11 protein-coding genes are annotated in these 15868 nt (G+C 52.4%); 6 read left to right on the forward strand and 5 right to left on the reverse strand.

Annotated elements, in window-relative coordinates; all coding sequences use genetic code 11:
• The first annotated feature begins 501 nt into the window (after nucleotides 1-501).
• Nucleotides 502-3060: an outer membrane beta-barrel family protein gene (locus tag CIK94_RS04270; RefSeq protein WP_158216508.1), complete on the forward strand. Its 2559-nt coding sequence runs from the start codon at nucleotides 502-504 to the stop codon at nucleotides 3058-3060.
• Between the two features lie 365 nt (nucleotides 3061-3425).
• Here the strand turns inward: CIK94_RS04270 and CIK94_RS04275 are convergent, their stop codons facing one another.
• The 3 genes from CIK94_RS04275 to CIK94_RS04285 form a co-directional block, all read right to left on the reverse strand.
• Complete coding sequence (locus CIK94_RS04275; protein ID WP_144008289.1) at nucleotides 3426-3707, reverse strand: cell filamentation protein Fic; 282 nt, start codon at nucleotides 3705-3707, stop codon at nucleotides 3426-3428.
• A 148-nt stretch (nucleotides 3708-3855) separates the two neighbouring features.
• Nucleotides 3856-4881: a metallophosphoesterase family protein gene (locus tag CIK94_RS04280; protein ID WP_254046133.1), complete on the reverse strand. Its 1026-nt coding sequence runs from the start codon at nucleotides 4879-4881 to the stop codon at nucleotides 3856-3858.
• Nucleotides 4882-4902: 21 nt separating this feature from the next.
• Nucleotides 4903-5406: a low molecular weight protein-tyrosine-phosphatase gene (locus tag CIK94_RS04285; protein ID WP_094421497.1), complete on the reverse strand. Its 504-nt coding sequence runs from the start codon at nucleotides 5404-5406 to the stop codon at nucleotides 4903-4905.
• 478 nt (nucleotides 5407-5884) lie between these two features.
• On the opposite strand from CIK94_RS04285, the gene CIK94_RS04295 reads away from it, so the two are divergent.
• Nucleotides 5885-6253: a hypothetical protein gene (locus CIK94_RS04295; protein ID WP_144007657.1), complete on the forward strand. Its 369-nt coding sequence runs from the start codon at nucleotides 5885-5887 to the stop codon at nucleotides 6251-6253.
• 1441 nt (nucleotides 6254-7694) lie between these two features.
• Here CIK94_RS04295 and CIK94_RS04305 read toward each other — a convergent pair.
• A complete protein-coding gene (locus CIK94_RS04305; protein WP_094421505.1) occupies nucleotides 7695-7922 on the reverse strand; it encodes a hypothetical protein in 228 nt (75 codons plus the stop codon).
• A gap of 683 nt (nucleotides 7923-8605) precedes the next feature.
• Nucleotides 8606-8878, reverse strand: coding sequence for an HU family DNA-binding protein (locus CIK94_RS04310; RefSeq protein ID WP_094421507.1), 273 nt, complete (start codon nucleotides 8876-8878; stop codon nucleotides 8606-8608).
• A gap of 228 nt (nucleotides 8879-9106) precedes the next feature.
• Here CIK94_RS04310 and CIK94_RS04315 point away from each other — a divergent pair, with 228 nt between their 5' ends.
• The 4 genes from CIK94_RS04315 (at nucleotide 9107) to CIK94_RS04330 (ending at nucleotide 15864) form a co-directional block, all read left to right on the forward strand.
• Nucleotides 9107-10021, forward strand: a complete 915-nt coding sequence (locus tag CIK94_RS04315; protein ID WP_094421557.1) for a rhomboid family intramembrane serine protease — start codon at nucleotides 9107-9109, stop codon at nucleotides 10019-10021.
• Nucleotides 10022-10023: 2 nt separating this feature from the next.
• On the forward strand, nucleotides 10024-11124 hold the full coding sequence (locus CIK94_RS04320; RefSeq protein ID WP_094421509.1) for an endonuclease/exonuclease/phosphatase family protein: 1101 nt from the start codon (nucleotides 10024-10026) through the stop codon (nucleotides 11122-11124).
• A gap of 201 nt (nucleotides 11125-11325) precedes the next feature.
• On the forward strand, nucleotides 11326-14325 hold the full coding sequence (secDF, locus tag CIK94_RS04325; protein ID WP_094421511.1) for a protein translocase subunit SecDF: 3000 nt from the start codon (nucleotides 11326-11328) through the stop codon (nucleotides 14323-14325).
• Between the two features lie 456 nt (nucleotides 14326-14781).
• Nucleotides 14782-15864 (forward strand): serine protease, encoded by a 1083-nt coding sequence (locus CIK94_RS04330; RefSeq protein ID WP_094421513.1) that lies wholly within the window; start codon nucleotides 14782-14784, stop codon nucleotides 15862-15864.
• Nucleotides 15865-15868 lie beyond the last annotated feature (4 nt).

Genomic DNA, 15868 nt, shown 5'->3' on the forward strand with positions numbered 1-15868 from the left:
AAGTGTTTTTGTTGATAAATTGGTTAATGTTATATATATAATAATGTGTACTGGTACAGGTATTGGTAGAGACACGAGGCGGAGGGCAAAGCAACAAACTTGTTTTTTGATTTATGCTTCCTGCCCGTAGCCTATCTTTTGCAAAGATAGTGCAAACCCGAGTGCCATAAGCTCGCTTAATGGCCGAGGTGCCGCCTATCTTATGGAAAGATAGTGCAAGTCGAAGACAATGCCAAGAAAAAACCGAAGTTTTTTTCAATTGGCATTGTTGAGGCGCCGCCTATCTTATGGAAAGATAGTGCAAGTCGAAGACAATGCCAAAAAAAACACGAAGTGATAAATAAGAGGTCAAAAGAAACATAGATTATGGCTATACGCACGTTAAATAACTCAAAAACACATGATATACACCCTGTTTCTGTTAAATGTTACAAACAGGAAGTGGAGGGTATTGATTTTTTAGATACATTTACAGCACCTAATATAAGGAAGGATACTACTATGGTAAGTCTAACACTCAGAAACACAGTCTATGCACTACGCTGTATGGCGCTCACCCTAATGGTGACCATGCTGGCTACGATGCAGACAATGGCGCAGGACACCAAGTCGCCCACGTGCCAGGTGACCGGAACCATACGCGACAAGGCTACCCACGAGCCCGAGCTGGCAGCCACCATCATCGTGGCAAAGCAGTCGCAGCCTAAAGTGGCGTTCAAGAAAGGCGTGACCGACACGGGCGGAGTCTTCTCGCTGACGCTCCCTGCCACCGACGCCCGATACATCCTCACCGCCTCGGTACTGGGCAAGAAGGCGGCACAGGTGAAACTGACCATGACGCCTGCCGACACGCTTATCGACCTGGGCGATATTCTGCTCGCAGACGACGCCCGGCTGCTCGACGAGGTACAGGTGCTCGCCCAGAAACCCCTCGTGACCATGGATGTGGACAAGCTGACATACGATGTGGCTTCCGACCCTGACGCCAAATACATGATGACCTCGGAGATACTCAACAAGGTGCCTCTGCTCGATGTCGACGGCATGGGCAATATCAAGATGAATGGCACCACCAACTTCCTCATCCTGCAAAACGGGCGCCGCACCGCCGTGACACGCCACCCCAAGGAAATCCTGCGCTCGCTGCCCGCCGAACTCATCAAGAGCATAGAGGTCATCACCTCGCCGGGAGCCAAATACGACGCCGAGGGAATAGGCGGCATCATCAACATCGTGATGCAGCGCCGCTACGAAGGCCACCTTACCAACCTCAACGGGGCAGTCAACAACATGGGCTTCGTCACCGGACTCTCGACCACTACCAAGATAGGCCGTTTCTCGATAGACGGATATATGAACTATAACCGCATACTCACACCCACCGGAAGCAACACCAGCCATACCTACAACTACGCCTCGGACTCCCGCGCTTACCAGCAGACCGCCAGCAGTCATAAGAGCAGAGGCAGCACGGAGTTTGCCAACATCAATGCCAGTTACGAGATAGATACTCTCCAACTGCTCACCCTCTCGCTGTCGGGGATGGGAAGCCAGCAGCGGCTGCCCGTATGGGGCAGCACCGAGATGTGGAACCGCGACCGCTCGCAGCTCGCCTACTCATATCTGCGCAGCAGCTTGGCGAAGGAGTCGTTTCTCAATGGAACGGCGGGCATAGACTATCAGCGTACAGGGCGATACAACAAGCAGCGACTTACCACGCTGTCATACCAGATAAGCACCAATCCACAGTGGATTAAGAACAACACCCAGTACGATGAGATAGTCTACAATACGCCTTCTAACATAATAGAGGAACTGCAGCTCTATGCCAACCGCACCGACGCCGACAACAAGAGCGTAGAGCACACCCTCCAGGCCGACTATACCACGCCCATAGACAAACACAACACCATAGAGACCGGACTCAAATACATCGTGCGCAACAACGAGAGCACCAATGACATCTACGATGCCCGCATTGTTGTCGGCGACTTTGCCTACAACGACCAGCGCAGCAACCACTACAAGAACCGCAACGACATTCTGGCTGCCTATCTCAGTTATACTTACCACAGCGCGGCTGTCTCCCTCATGCCCGGTCTGCGCTACGAATACACCTACCAGGACATACGCTACCTCTCGGGAGCTATGGGTGCCGACGCCGATTATAGCGGACACTATGCCTATCTGGTGCCCTCGATGAAGGTCAACTTCAAGGTAGGACCCCACCAGTCGCTGCGCCTCGAATATGGCATGCGCCTGTCGCGCCCCAGCATCTATTATCTGAACCCCTACTTCAATGACCTCAACCCGCAGCGCATCACCCAGGGCAACGGAAAGCTCGATGCCGAGCGCAGCCACAACTTCGGCATCACCTATGGCAACTTCACCCGCCGGCTGAACCTCAACATGTCGCTCGGATACCGTCGTCTCGACAACGGCATCGAGCAGGTGAGCCGTATCATAGGCGACGGGGGCGAATACTTTGACGAAGGCAAGCACTATGCAGCCCCGGGCGCGCTCTACAGCACCTATATGAATATAGGCCGCACCCAGCGCACGGCTCTCGATGTGTATCTTAGATGGAATATGAACAGCCGCATCAGCTGGACCATCAATTCCAACCTGTCTTATCTGGACCTCTCTGATCCCGCGCGCCAACTGCGCAACCACGGATGGCAGACCTCGCTCAGCGGCAGCACCTTGGTGAGACTGCCTGGTGACCTGAGACTCATGGGCAGAGTGGCATACAGCAGCCGCAGTGTGATGTTGCAGGGCAACAACAATTCAATGTTGACCTATAACATCGGACTTACCCGCTCTTTCCTCAAAGACAAGAGGCTCACCTTGTCGCTCATGGCAACCGAGTTTGCCCGCAGTTGGATGACACGTAGCACCACCACCTACGGCACCAACTTCTATACGCAAAGGGATAACCAGGTGAAGCGCCAGTATTTCGGTCTGACAGTTATGTACCGCTTCGGCACGCTCCGCCAGTCGGCTACCAAGCGCGCAAGCCACGGTATACACAACGATGACCTCAAGGCGGGAGACCGCTGAAGGGATATTGGAATCTTTGTGTTAATTATTATCTGGGTCACATACCGCATAAAAGTAAATCCTAATCGGGTTGGATTCCTCTCTTGGTATCCAACCCGATTAGGATTTGCTCAATATGGATTCAGCTGATAGTAAATGATGATTATCAGGTCGTAATTAGAGCCTATGTATATGTTCTGGAGATTGCTGCTATTTATGACATTCCTTTTCTGATGGCAAAATCACGTTTCCTGTTTTATCATCCAGTTGATAGAGTGTGCATCGTCAAGTTGAAGTATAGACTAATAGTTATGATTACTCTCCGACAGAATTCTTTTTGTATGTTTTGTCTTTTATAGACGATAATTTTATGCCAATAATGTCTTTTATAAAAGATAAAATAGGCATCTATAGGTTTGATCTTGGTCAGCACCCATATGTGCAAATTTTGCACATGTGATATTTTCATCCAATTCACATTCCTTGAAAATGTTTCTTATATGGCGCATTATTACCGTACGATCTCTTCCGAATAATTCAGCCATTTGGTTTTGTGTAAGCCACACGGTATCCTTTTCCAACTTTACTTCAAGTTGGGTATTGCCATCATCAGTCGTATATAGGACGATGGACGAACCATTATTTGCAACAATTTTATTCTCTGTCATATTCATCCTTGTTCCTTATATTGATTCCACATCCTCTGTATCTTACCAGCAATCTATTACGTCTTTACGTACATAATTACGTTGATAAAAGATAGAAGCTTAATACAGAATAATTCAGTAACTTATTTTTGGCTTAGAAAAATACTTTCTATCGCTTCTCTTTCACGGGGCGCTTGCGCCAGTCGTCCTTGACATAGCTGTCGGGATAGACGGTGACGTTCTGGCGGTCGCCCTTGAGGGTGCGTATCCAGGTGTCAAAGCGGCGCTGGCCCTCGTAGAGCACGATGACGCGTGCGCCCACGGGCAGATGGTTGTACTCGGTGTTGCCGCCCGAGAAGCGGCCGTAGCCCAACAGAATGTCGTGGTAGAGGGTGGTGTAGTCGTTGTCGTGGTCGTGACCGCAGAAGATGCCCATCACGTCGCCTCCCTCGCGCATGGCGCAGAACATGCCGCTATTGAGCAGCGGCGGGCACGATTTCTCCATACGGGTGCCTATCAGCACGTTGGCCTCGGTGGCGGCGGCTTGGGCAAACTCGGGCAGAGGGATGTGGAAGAAGGAGATGGCTGGGAGCGGGCGCCCGCCGTTGGCAGCGGTGTAGGCACGGCTGCGCTCGCGATACCACTGCACCTGGTCGAGTGTGAGCCAGGCGTAGGTGCCGAGGCGCTTGGTGGCGGGGTAGCTGTGAGAGTCGAGGCAGTAGAGTAGGGCTGCGGGGGCGGCGCTCTTGCTGTCGGCAATCTCGAGCACATAATCGGGCGACTCTACGCTGCCACGGTCGGGCTGTAGACAGTGGCGTCCGTGCCGGATGATGTCGTAGAGCTGGGCGCGGGTCATGCCCTGCTCGTGGTCGTGGTTGCCGAAGAGGATGACGTATGGCACGCCGTGGCGCTCGATGCGGTCTACGATGTGCGTCATGGCGGTGTCGGCAGGACGCGCGTAGATGTTGTCGCCGGTGAAGACCACCAGGTCGGGACGCTCGGCGCCGACCACGGCGTCGATGCACTCCAAGGCGGTGGCAGAGCGTGGGTTGCGGCTCTGGTAGTGGAGGTCGGTAAACTGGACTATCTTGAACTCGCCACGGGCGTCAAACTTCAGGGTCTGGGCGGTGGCATCGGTGCCGGCGGCGAGGGTAAGGAGCGCGGCGGCAGTAAGCTGCATGATACGTTTTAGCATGATCGGGTATGGTTTTGGGGGTTACAGTTGTCGTTGGAGTTGGTTGAGCAGACGGCGGCAGCCCTGCTCGATGAGGTCGAGTGCCAGTTCGAAGTCGCGGTCGCCGCCATAGTAGGGGTCGGGCACGGAGTCGTAGCCGCAGTCGGCGTCGAGGTAGTCGCTCATGCGTAGGATGCGGTCGGCCTGGGCCTGGGTGCGCGCCTTGGCGCTGATGGCGCGGTAGTTGCCCTCGTCCATCACGATGATATAGTCGAAGCGGTCGAAGTCGGCTGCCGAGAACTGGCGGGCATGATGGTCTACACGGTAGCCGCGGCGGGCTCCGTGGCGGCGCATACGGCTGTCGGGCAGCTGCCCCACATGCCAGTCGCCGACGCCACACGAGTCGACCTCAATCTGGTCGTCCAGACCGGCTTCGGCTACCATCGCTTCCATCACGGCATGGGCGGCGGGCGATCGGCAGATGTTGCCGAGACATACAAAGAGGAGCCTCTTGGGCTTTGGGGCGTCAACAGTTGTTGGTGTCATAGTCTATATATATAGTAATGTATATAGATATAACGCCCGCGGTGTGGTTTTATTGCCATAGGGTGGTCATAAATCGCATGGCAGCCGCTGTTGCAACCCGCGTCGCTCCGTTGGCGCATCGTCGCTGCGCTCTTACGCCGTGTTAGATGTTGTTTGATAAGGTCGAGTTGTAATACGCATAGTATCAATGAGTTCAGCGGAGCTGTTGTGGCGTCGTTGGCGGGAGGTCTCTTTGCTGATCATGAGGAAAGCAACTAAATAGAATATGAAAAAAATGATATTCGTACGCATTTTTATTATATTTCCAGCCTTTGTGGGCGCCAAGAGAAAAAACGAGATAGGCGCGCGTGAAAAAGTCTTGGCAGTGGGCGCGACAGTCTGTAATTTTGCAATCGCTGAGGTCGAAAGCCCAGCAAGAAAAGTATCAGACATAAAGAGAAAAATCAAGCAAAACAGGGTAGGAACCCACTTTAAGGAAATGTATTCTAAATTTGATAATCTGGACATTACAGTCGACTCGTCGATTAAGAAGATTACACGTAAGGCGTGCATGTACCTTTCTGAGGCCATCGAGAATGGCATCATGCTGTCGGAGAATCCAACTGCCAACATCGTAATCTACGACGACCGCATTGATTTTGGTATGTGCCTCAATCCCACCATGGATATGATGAACGCCGCTTACTTCCCCAACTTCTATGAGGAGAACGGCAATATCGTATACCGCTTCGCTGGCAATGCCTGTTGCGAGGTCGAAGACCAAACCATCAACTATGTAGGTCACACAGACCCCATCACTGCAGATGATAACAAGGTTTTTAATATGATTTATTCGAAATACGCATAAGCAGATAGATATTCTTTACACATTCTCAACAAAAATCATACACATTAATACAATAACTTAGTAATTTTTTTGAAGCAAGAGCACGAACCCGAGGAATCTGGATGAAGACCCCCTCACGGTTCGTGTTTTTATTATCCTCACATTGGGCGTCATAATCCTCGGTTTGTGCTTTGCTTTTCTCGTGTCGTTCTTTGCCACATTCGGTTCATGCTTTGCCATCCTCGAATTGTGCTTCGCCATCAAGTTAACCCACTCCCCAAGTTTTTTCCATATCCCCACAACCTCGGCAGGCACGTGCGCCAGCGTTGGGCAGACGGCGGTTTATCTCGTCATAGCAAACGCCAGTCCCGCTAATATTAATAATGTAGTGGTGATTGTGGTGGCTGGCTCGTACCTTCTGATACGTGGGCTCGTATCATAAGTCACGCGGCCACGTATCATAAGTCACGAGCCCTCGTATCAAATGACACGAACCAGTAGGGTTGGTCACGACATGGCGGAACATGCTGAATTACATAGTTATAGTTGATTCCCCCTTCGTTGACAATACTTTCCTGCGGTGGATATGCAATGAAAGCAGATTGAGCATAACGCCTTCGGCTAATCGCAACTCTTACAGAGTAGCTAAGCAGGGTGATGTTCTTACCCAGGGTAGAGGTGCTTCGCCCCTCAACCCTGGGCTGTGTAATCGCAACTCCTTCAGAGTTGCTGCTGCTTGTGGGCCATAATTCATCGTTGATGATGCGCCCCCAAGGGTTATACATAATTGGTTTGTTGTCGATGATGTGCGCCCCTACAACCATGTATGGCTATCCCATCGTGGACGGTGCGCACCCCTGGCAATTCCTCCAGAGTTGCTGCTGCTTACGGGCCATAATTCATCGTTGATGATGCGCCCTCAAGGGTTATGCATAATTAAGTCCGCTGTCGATGGTGTGCGCCCCTACAACCATGTATGCCTATACCATCGTTGATGATGCGCCCCCAAGGGTTATACATAATTGGTTTGTTGTCGATGATGTGAGCCCCTACAACCATGTATGGTTATCCCATCGTGAACGGTGCGCACCCCTGGCAACTCTGAAGGAGTTGCGTTTTCCCAGCCCAGGGTTGCGGGCGAAGCTCGCTACCCTGGGTAAGCGACCTACTAATCTTGCAACTCTGACGGAGTTGCGCTTAGCCGTAGGCGTTACTTGTAATGTATATGTCAATATTCCTTGAATATACTATCGCAAGAATACACAAAAAGATTTGTGGCTTTTCCGGGCTATGCCCTATGCGTCCGTGTGTGTCGGTAAATATCTCGAGAGCATGCTCTCGGATATTCCCCGCCACCCCCATCCGCGCCTGCCTAATGGCAGGCTGAAAAGCCGCAAATACAAAAAGTCCGCCGTTGGCGGTAAAAAAAAGTCCGGCTACGCCGGTACAAAAAATGATTACCTTATTTTCTAACGGCAGTCGTCATATAGATGAAATACACAAGCTGCTGTTTTTTTACCGCCAACGGCGGCCTTTTTTTACGGCCGCCAGCCGCTTTTTGAACCATGGTGGCTGTTGTCGTCATGCCGTGCATGGCGTTGGGGGTGGCGGCGACGAGAAGGAGGAAAACTTGTTTTCCGACTGGCGTCACCGCCAACCCCCAAAAGGCGAAGCCGACAACAGTTGCCATGGCTTTTTGTGTTTATATCAACCTCTAATTGAGGCAGTTATTAATTGATTAACCCCGCAATTGAAACCTTGTTTCCTACCGTGGTAACGCCTTCGGCTAATCGCAACTCTTACAGAGTAGCTAAGTAGGGTGGGTTTCTTACCCAGGGTAGAGGTGCTTCGCCCCTCAACCCTGGGCTATGTAATCGCAACTCCTTCAGAGTTGCTGCTGCTTGTGGGCCATAATTCATCGTTGATGATGCGCCTCCCATGGCTATGCATGATTAGTCCGTTGGCGATGATGTGCGCCTTTACCGCCATGTATGTTTATCCCATCGTGGATGAAGTGCTCCCCAAAAGTTATGCATAATTAGTCCGCTGTCGATGATGTGCGCCCCTACAACCATGTATGGCTATCCCATCGTGGACGGTGCGCACCCCTGGCAACTCTGAAGGAGTTGCGTTTCCCCAGCCCAGGGTTGCGGGCGAAGCTCGCTACCCTGGGTAGCGACACACTAACCTTGCAACTCTGTCGGAGTTGCGCTTAGCCGTAGGCGTTAATCCTTTGTCGAGGTATATACGACCCACAACTTTCCATGCGCTGCTGTCCAGGCTACGGATAACCTAATGCAACGCCCTCTCCAAACAAAAAATGGCGACTCCGGATGGAGCCACCATTAATGATAAAAATCTTTTACAATATTATTACTTCACAGCGTTAGCAAGCTCTGCGCCAGCCTTGAATTTTACCACCTTCTTGGCAGCAATAGCGAGCTTCTCGCCTGTTCTGGGGTTGACACCTTCGCGAGCGGGACGCTCGGTAACGGAGTATGTGCCAAAGCCAACGAGCTGTACGTTTTCACCTGCTACGAGAGCTTCCTTAACAGCCTCTACAGTAGCGTCGAGAGCCTTCTTTGCATCTGCCTTGCTCAGACCGGCAACTTCTGCGATCTTTGCAACCAATTCAGTCTTGTTCATAATGTGGATATTAAATGGTTAAAAATTATAAGAAATAATCGTTTTTACGTGACAAATATAGAGTAAAGTTTTCAATCAACAAACAAAAAAAGCAGAAAAGTGAACTTTTTCCATAAAAAAACACGTTTAAGGCCCATTTTTGAAGCCATAACAGATATTTTTCGTAATTTTGTGACGCTAAAGAGCACTATATTCACAATTATATATAATAGAAAACGAAACAGTATGATACGCAATATTCCGCTGATTACAAAGAACTTGTTAATCATCAACCTCATAGCCTTCCTGGCTATGCTCGGGCTTAGGGGTTGGGGCATTGACCTCAACGATGTGCTGGGCCTTCACTTCTTCCTTGCAGGCAATTTCCACGTGTACCAGCTCTTTACCTATATGTTTATGCACGGAGGTTGGGAGCACATCCTCTTTAATATGTTCGCCCTATGGATGTTCGGCTCAGCTGTCGAATACCGATGGGGAGCCAAACGTTTCTTGTTTTTTTACATTTTCTGTGGCGTCGGAGCTGGTCTGCTGCAGGAAATGGCGCAGCTCGGGCGCTTCTATATGATGGCTTATGACCAGATACCCCAGTTCTCGCTGAGCGACACGATGGCCTTGGCTTACAACATCCGCGACTATCTGGACAAGCTGACCACGGTGGGCGCCTCGGGAGCCATCTATGCTGTGATGCTCGCCTTTGGCATGACGTTCCCCAACGAGCGCATTTTCATCTTCCCCATTCCTTTCCCCATCAAGAGCAAGTGGTTTGTAGTAATCTGCGTCGCCATCGAGCTGATTTCATCCATCGCTTCGTCTAACGACGGCGTGGCGCATCTCGCCCACCTCGGCGGTATGCTTTTCGGCTATATCCTCATACGCTACTGGCGTCGCCGCCCCTATGTCAACCCGCGCGGATTTACCGGGCATGAGATGTTTGACAATATGCGCCGCAAGTGGAGCCGCGACAGGAGCCACTACCAGCGTCGGCCCAAGAACCAGGCGAGCCGAGAGACCGACTGGGAGTACAACGCGCGGCAGAAAGCCAACCAGGCAGAGATAGACCGCATCCTTGACAAAATCAGGAAGAGCGGCTATGAGAGTCTCACCGCCGAAGAGAAGCACCGCCTCTTCGACTTAGGCAAATAACTATGGCGAAGACGATAACCAAGATAATGCTGCAGATGATTGCCGGCGCCAATGTGGCAACCATCGTAGCGATGCTGGCCACGGGATATTCGGGGTATATCAACCCCGCGGTGTCGCCGTGGCTTGCCAATGCAGCGCTGGTCTTCCCCGTCTTCCTCTTTCTCAATTTCGCTTTCCTCATATTCTGGCTGTTCTTCAAGCCCCTCTACGCCATCATCCCCTTTGTGGGAATGGTGATAGGCTTCACGCCCATACGCACCTACTGCCCCTTCAACATCCCCAGCGCGGCACCCGAGGGCGCCATCAAGGTGATGTCGTACAACGTGTGGGGCTACGGCACCGACAAGAATGTGGACGGCACCAATATCGTGGTGCAGTATATCGCCGACAGCGATGCCGACATCGTGTGCCTGCAAGAGGCCAACGCCTCGGCTGAAGTGCAGGCGCAGATAGACTCGCTGCTCTACACCAAGTATGCCTATCACGACACCCTGCAGCGCAAGGACAAGGGTGGGCTGGCCATACTCAGCCGCTTCCCGATACGCCACAAGGAGGTCATCGACTATCCCTCGGTGGGCAATCTCTCGGGTGCCTTCCTACTTGACATCGACGGCGACGACGTGGTGGTTATCTGCAACCACCTGGAAACGACGGGGCTCACGCTGGAAGAGCGCGAGAACTTCAAGGACATGCTCAAGGGCAATCTGGAAAGCCACACCGTCAAGACCGAATCCAAACGACTGATAGACCAGCTGGGCGAGTCGGCACGTACGCGCGCTCCGCAGGCACAGGCTGTGGCGCGCTATATCCGCAAGCACGCCTATCAGAGCATCATCTGCATGGGCGACTTCAACGACAGTCCGCTCTCCTATGCCCACCACACGATAGACAAGGAGCTCACCGACTGCTATGTAGCGTCGGGCAACGGTCCCGGCATCAGCTACCACCTCTCGGGATTTTACGTGAGGATAGACAACATCTTCTGCTCTGACGACTGGGAGCCATACGGTTGCACCGTAGACCGCAGCATCAAGGCCAGCGACCATTATCCCATCATGGGATGGCTGAAGAAAAAGGGCGGAAATAACCCCGAAAACCACTGAAAAACCAACAGCGTCAACGGGAACAAGCCTTTATCCCACCTTTTTATATAAAAAGTCGTTTATTCTCTTTAATAATGTAAAAAAAATAACTATCTTTGCAAGGTGATAGGCTGCGCTTAGGTGCAGCAAGGATGAGTGGGGCTATCGGCTAACGCCGTGGAGACCAGAAGAACAAGATTACAATTTAAAAATCAAATAAAAATGCAAAACAAAGGAATCGTAATTTTTACGGCCGTCATGCTGACACTTGCCAGCATTTTCTACCTGTCATTCTCAGGAGCTACACGCTACTATGACGCACAGGCAGCAAAGCTCGACGACCCAATTGCCCAGCAAGATTACAAGGACTCTGTCAAGTACCTCGGCATCTACTCTTACCAGAAGTGCCTCGAGACTCAGATTGGCCTTGGTCTTGACTTGAAGGGAGGTATGAACGTAATCCTCGAGATTTCAGTACCTGACGTGGTAGACAACCTGGCTGACCACAAGACAGACGCAGCCTACACCAAGTCAATGAAGGAAGCTCGGACAGAGGAAGAGACCAGTCAGTCAGACTTCATCACTCTCTTCATCAAGGCTTATCACAAGAACGCCCCCGGTCATCATCTGGCCGAAATATTCGCTACACAGCAGCTCCAGGGCAAAGTAAGTCCGCAGAGCAGCGACTCAGAGGTAGAGAAGGTACTGCGCAGCGAGGTGCAGTTGGCTATCGACAACTCATTCAACGTAGTGCGCAACCGTATCGATAAGTTCGGCGTAGTACAGCCCAACATCCAGAAGCTGGAAGGTCAGGCTGGCCGCATCATGGTGGAAATGCCTGGTGTGAAGGAGCCCGAGCGTATGCGCAAGCTGTTGCAGGGTAGCGCCAACCTGGAGTTCTGGGAGACTTACAACTCTGACGAGATTGTGCCCTACCTCATCCAGATAGACCAGCACCTGGCCAACAATGGCGCCGATACCACCGCTGTGAAGGAAAAGAAGGCCGCTGCCGACAACGCTGCTGCCAAGGCTGCTGCCGACAAACCCAAGTTCCAGCTCAAGGACAACGACGCCAAGAAGCCTGCCAAGCTCAACGACGAGGCACAGGTTGAGGCTCTCAAGAAGCAGCACCCCCTCACCGCCATGCTTCAGACTACCGGCAACGGCCAGCTGAGCCTTGTTGGTTTTGCCAGCGTGCGCGATACCGCAGCCATCGACAAGATTATCTACTCTGCTGCAGCCAAGCAGATACTTCCCTCAGACGTGAAACTGCTGTGGAGTGCTACTCCTACAGACATGTACGGCGAGCAGGTGAAGAACGTATTTGAGCTCCACGCCATCAAGGTGACATCTACCAGTGGTCGCGCTCCTCTCGAGGGTGATGTGGTAACCGACGCCAGCGACGAGTTCAACCACATGACCGGTGCTCCCGAGGTGAGCATGAAGATGAACCCCGAAGGCGCACGCCGTTGGGCAGCGCTCACCAAGGCCAACGTAGGCAAGGCCATTGCCATCGTGCTTGACAACGCCGTCTATTCAGCTCCCCGCGTAAACTCTGAAATCGACGGTGGCCAGTCTTCAATCTCAGGTAACTTCACCGTAGAGATGACCAAGGACTTGGCCAATACACTGAAGTCTGGTCGTATGCCCGCTCCCGCCCGCATCGTGCAGGAAGAGGTGGTAGGTCCTACACTGGGTGCCCAGTCTATCCAGCAGGGTATCATCTCATTCGTAATCGCCTTCGTGCTGCTGATTGTCTACATGGTGATGATGTATAACCTCATCCCCGGTATGATTGCCAACTGCGCGCTGGTCATCAACGTATTCTTCACCCTCGGTATCCTTACCTCGTTCCAGGCTGCGCTCACCATGAGTGGTATCGCCGGTATGGTATTGTCACTGGGTACTGCCGTCGACGCCAACGTGCTCATCTATGAGCGTATCAAGGAAGAGCTGCGCGCCGGCAAGATGATGAAGGAAGCCATCAAGGCAGGTTACAGCAACGCCTTCAGCGCTATCTTCGACTCTAACTTGACATCATTGATTACTGGTGTCATCCTGCTGGCCTTCGGTACAGGTCCTATCCAGGGCTTCGCCACCACATGGATCATCGGTATCTTCTGCTCGTTCTTCACCGCTGTCTTCCTGACACGTCTGGTTTACGAGCGTCAGCTCAACCATGACAAGTGGACAAGCCTCAAGTTCTGGACTCCTATCTCCAAGAACCTCGTGCAGGGCACCAACTTCAAGTTCATGTCTATGTACAAGCTCACCTTCATCATCGCTGGTGCAGCAGTGGTAATCTTTGGTGCCAGCCTTGGTGTACGCGGTCTCGACAAGAGCATCGACTTCACTGGTGGTCGCAACTACGTGGTACAGTTTGAGAAGTCTATCGAGCCCGAGCAGGTTCGCGAAATCCTCGACCAGGCCTTCCCTGGCTGCACCAACAGCGCCCTCTCTCTGGGTACCGACAACAAGACTATCCGTATCTCTACCAACTATAAGATAGAGTCTAACAGCCCCACCGTGGACGACGAGGCTGAGACCATGCTCTACAAGACTCTGAAGGCTAACGGTCTGGTAAGCCAGACTTCTGTCAAGGACTTCAAGAACCCCGACATCCGTCAGGGTGGTTCTATCATCAGTTCTTCTAAGGTAGGTCCTTCGGTAGCCAAGGATGTTACCAATGGCGCTTTTATCAGCGTGGGTATTGCCCTTGTCGCTATCTTCCTCTACATCCTGCTCCGCTTCCGCAACCTCGCCTTCTCTGTAGGTTCTACCGTTGCGCTGGCGTTCGACGCCCTCACCGTTATCGGCCTGTTCTCTGTGCTCAAGGGGATGCTGCCCTTCTCGCTCGAGGTCGACCAGACCTTCATCGGTGCTGTGCTTACGGTTATCGGTTACTCTATCAACGATAAGGTGGTAGTATTCGACCGTATCCGTGAGAACCTGAAGCTGCACCCCAAGCAGGACTACCAGATACTGTTCAACAACTCTATCAACCAGACTCTGGCCCGTACCATCAACACCTCTGTTTCTACACTGATTGTGTTGCTGTGTATTCTGTTCCTCGGCGGTAAGAGCATCCAGCCCTTCGCCTTCGCCATGACTCTGGGTGTTGTATTCGGAACTCTGTCGTCTATCTTCATCGCATCACCTATCGCTTACCTCACACTGGGACGCAAGATTCGTGACCGCCGCATTGAAGCAGACCCTGAATAAAGCATAATCACCAATCTCTATACGAGCCGCAACACTTGCCAACAGGTGTTGCGGCTTTTTCTTTGTCCGCCGCCATGCCCCGCCCGCCTCCCGCAGGTCGCAGATGCGGCTCAGCCACCTCCCTCCACCCCCTCGCGCACGCACGCGTATATATATAAAGGTGGAGTAGGGGACTTTTGCTGATGCCTTTAGCCCCCTCCCATGTCCTTGGCGACGCTCTGCGCTGCCTCCGTGTGCAGTCACATCGGTGGCGCGACAGCCCCTGTGGGTCCAAAAGTATGGAGAAAGATTATTTTTGCGGCAAAAACGCATTTTTTAGACCATTCATAGCCATTACATCGTTTTTTTTGACTAATTTTGAATAGGTTTAGCCGTTTCCTATGGATATCATTACCTCCACGGTGACAGCGACGGTCAAGCCATAAAGCCCAAATACGACAACAACCATACGACAATATGAAATACTACCACTATCTGATTGCGTTGATAGGCATGATGTGCCTCGTCACGGGATGCAAGAAGACGCCCCAGCAAATCTTCAGCGAGCAGAAGTCGGGCGTAGTGCTCATCTGCAATAAGTTCTACTACGAGATTACGCTCAACGACACCCATTTCTACTTCTCTGGCCTCGACGAGGATGGCGATTTCAGCAACCTCACCGCCGACCTCAGCGAGATAAGGCAGAACGCCGGCGTGCTCAACGGCACCGGGTTCTTCATCGACAACAAGGGCAGCATCCTGACCAACCGCCACGTGGTGGCGCCCGAGGTCGACAAGGCCACCGTGCGCAAGAACATGAACGCCATCATCATGGGCTATGCCCAGTATATCGAGGTGCTGCAAGACTCGATGAACCAGCGTTACCAGGCGCTCCAGGCCTACGCCCAGGACCAGGTCTACACCGACTACGACGGCAACAGCTACACCAGCATGAGCCAGGAAGAGTATTTCACCATCAACTCCGAGCTCGAGAGCCTCAAGGAGCAGTACCGGCAGGCCCAGCAGATCAAGCAGCAGCTCCAGGAGAATATCCTGAACTACAACTTCGACGTCAAGCTCCACTCCCAGTTCGGCATTGCCTATGACGGCAGCAGCGTAGCTTCGTGGGACGACTTCATGAAGACGCCTTGCACCCTGAAGCGCGTCTCCCAAGACGCCAACTCCGACCTCGCTCTGCTCCAGCTCGACCGCGGCGTCACCCCCGATGGCAAGTACATCTTCACCATCGACGAGACCAACATCAAGGTGGGCGACAAGCTCGAAATCAACCAACCCCTCTACATGATAGGTTACAACCATGGTGTGACCCTTGCCCAGACCACCAGCGGCATCAGTGCCCAGTTTACCAGCGGCACCGTCACCCAGCAGCCCGATGGCAACCGCGTGATGTACAGCATCCCCGCCATGCAGGGTTCCAGCGGCTCGCCCGTTGTCGATGACCACGGCCGCGTGGTAGCCGTCAATTTCGCCGGCACCAATGGCAGCGACAACTTCAACTTCGGCATCCCCGTGCTGCGCGTGGCCACATTCCTGAAATAACAAT

This window comes from Prevotella sp. P4-51 (assembly GCF_002251455.1).
In the GTDB taxonomy this organism is placed as follows: domain Bacteria; phylum Bacteroidota; class Bacteroidia; order Bacteroidales; family Bacteroidaceae; genus Prevotella.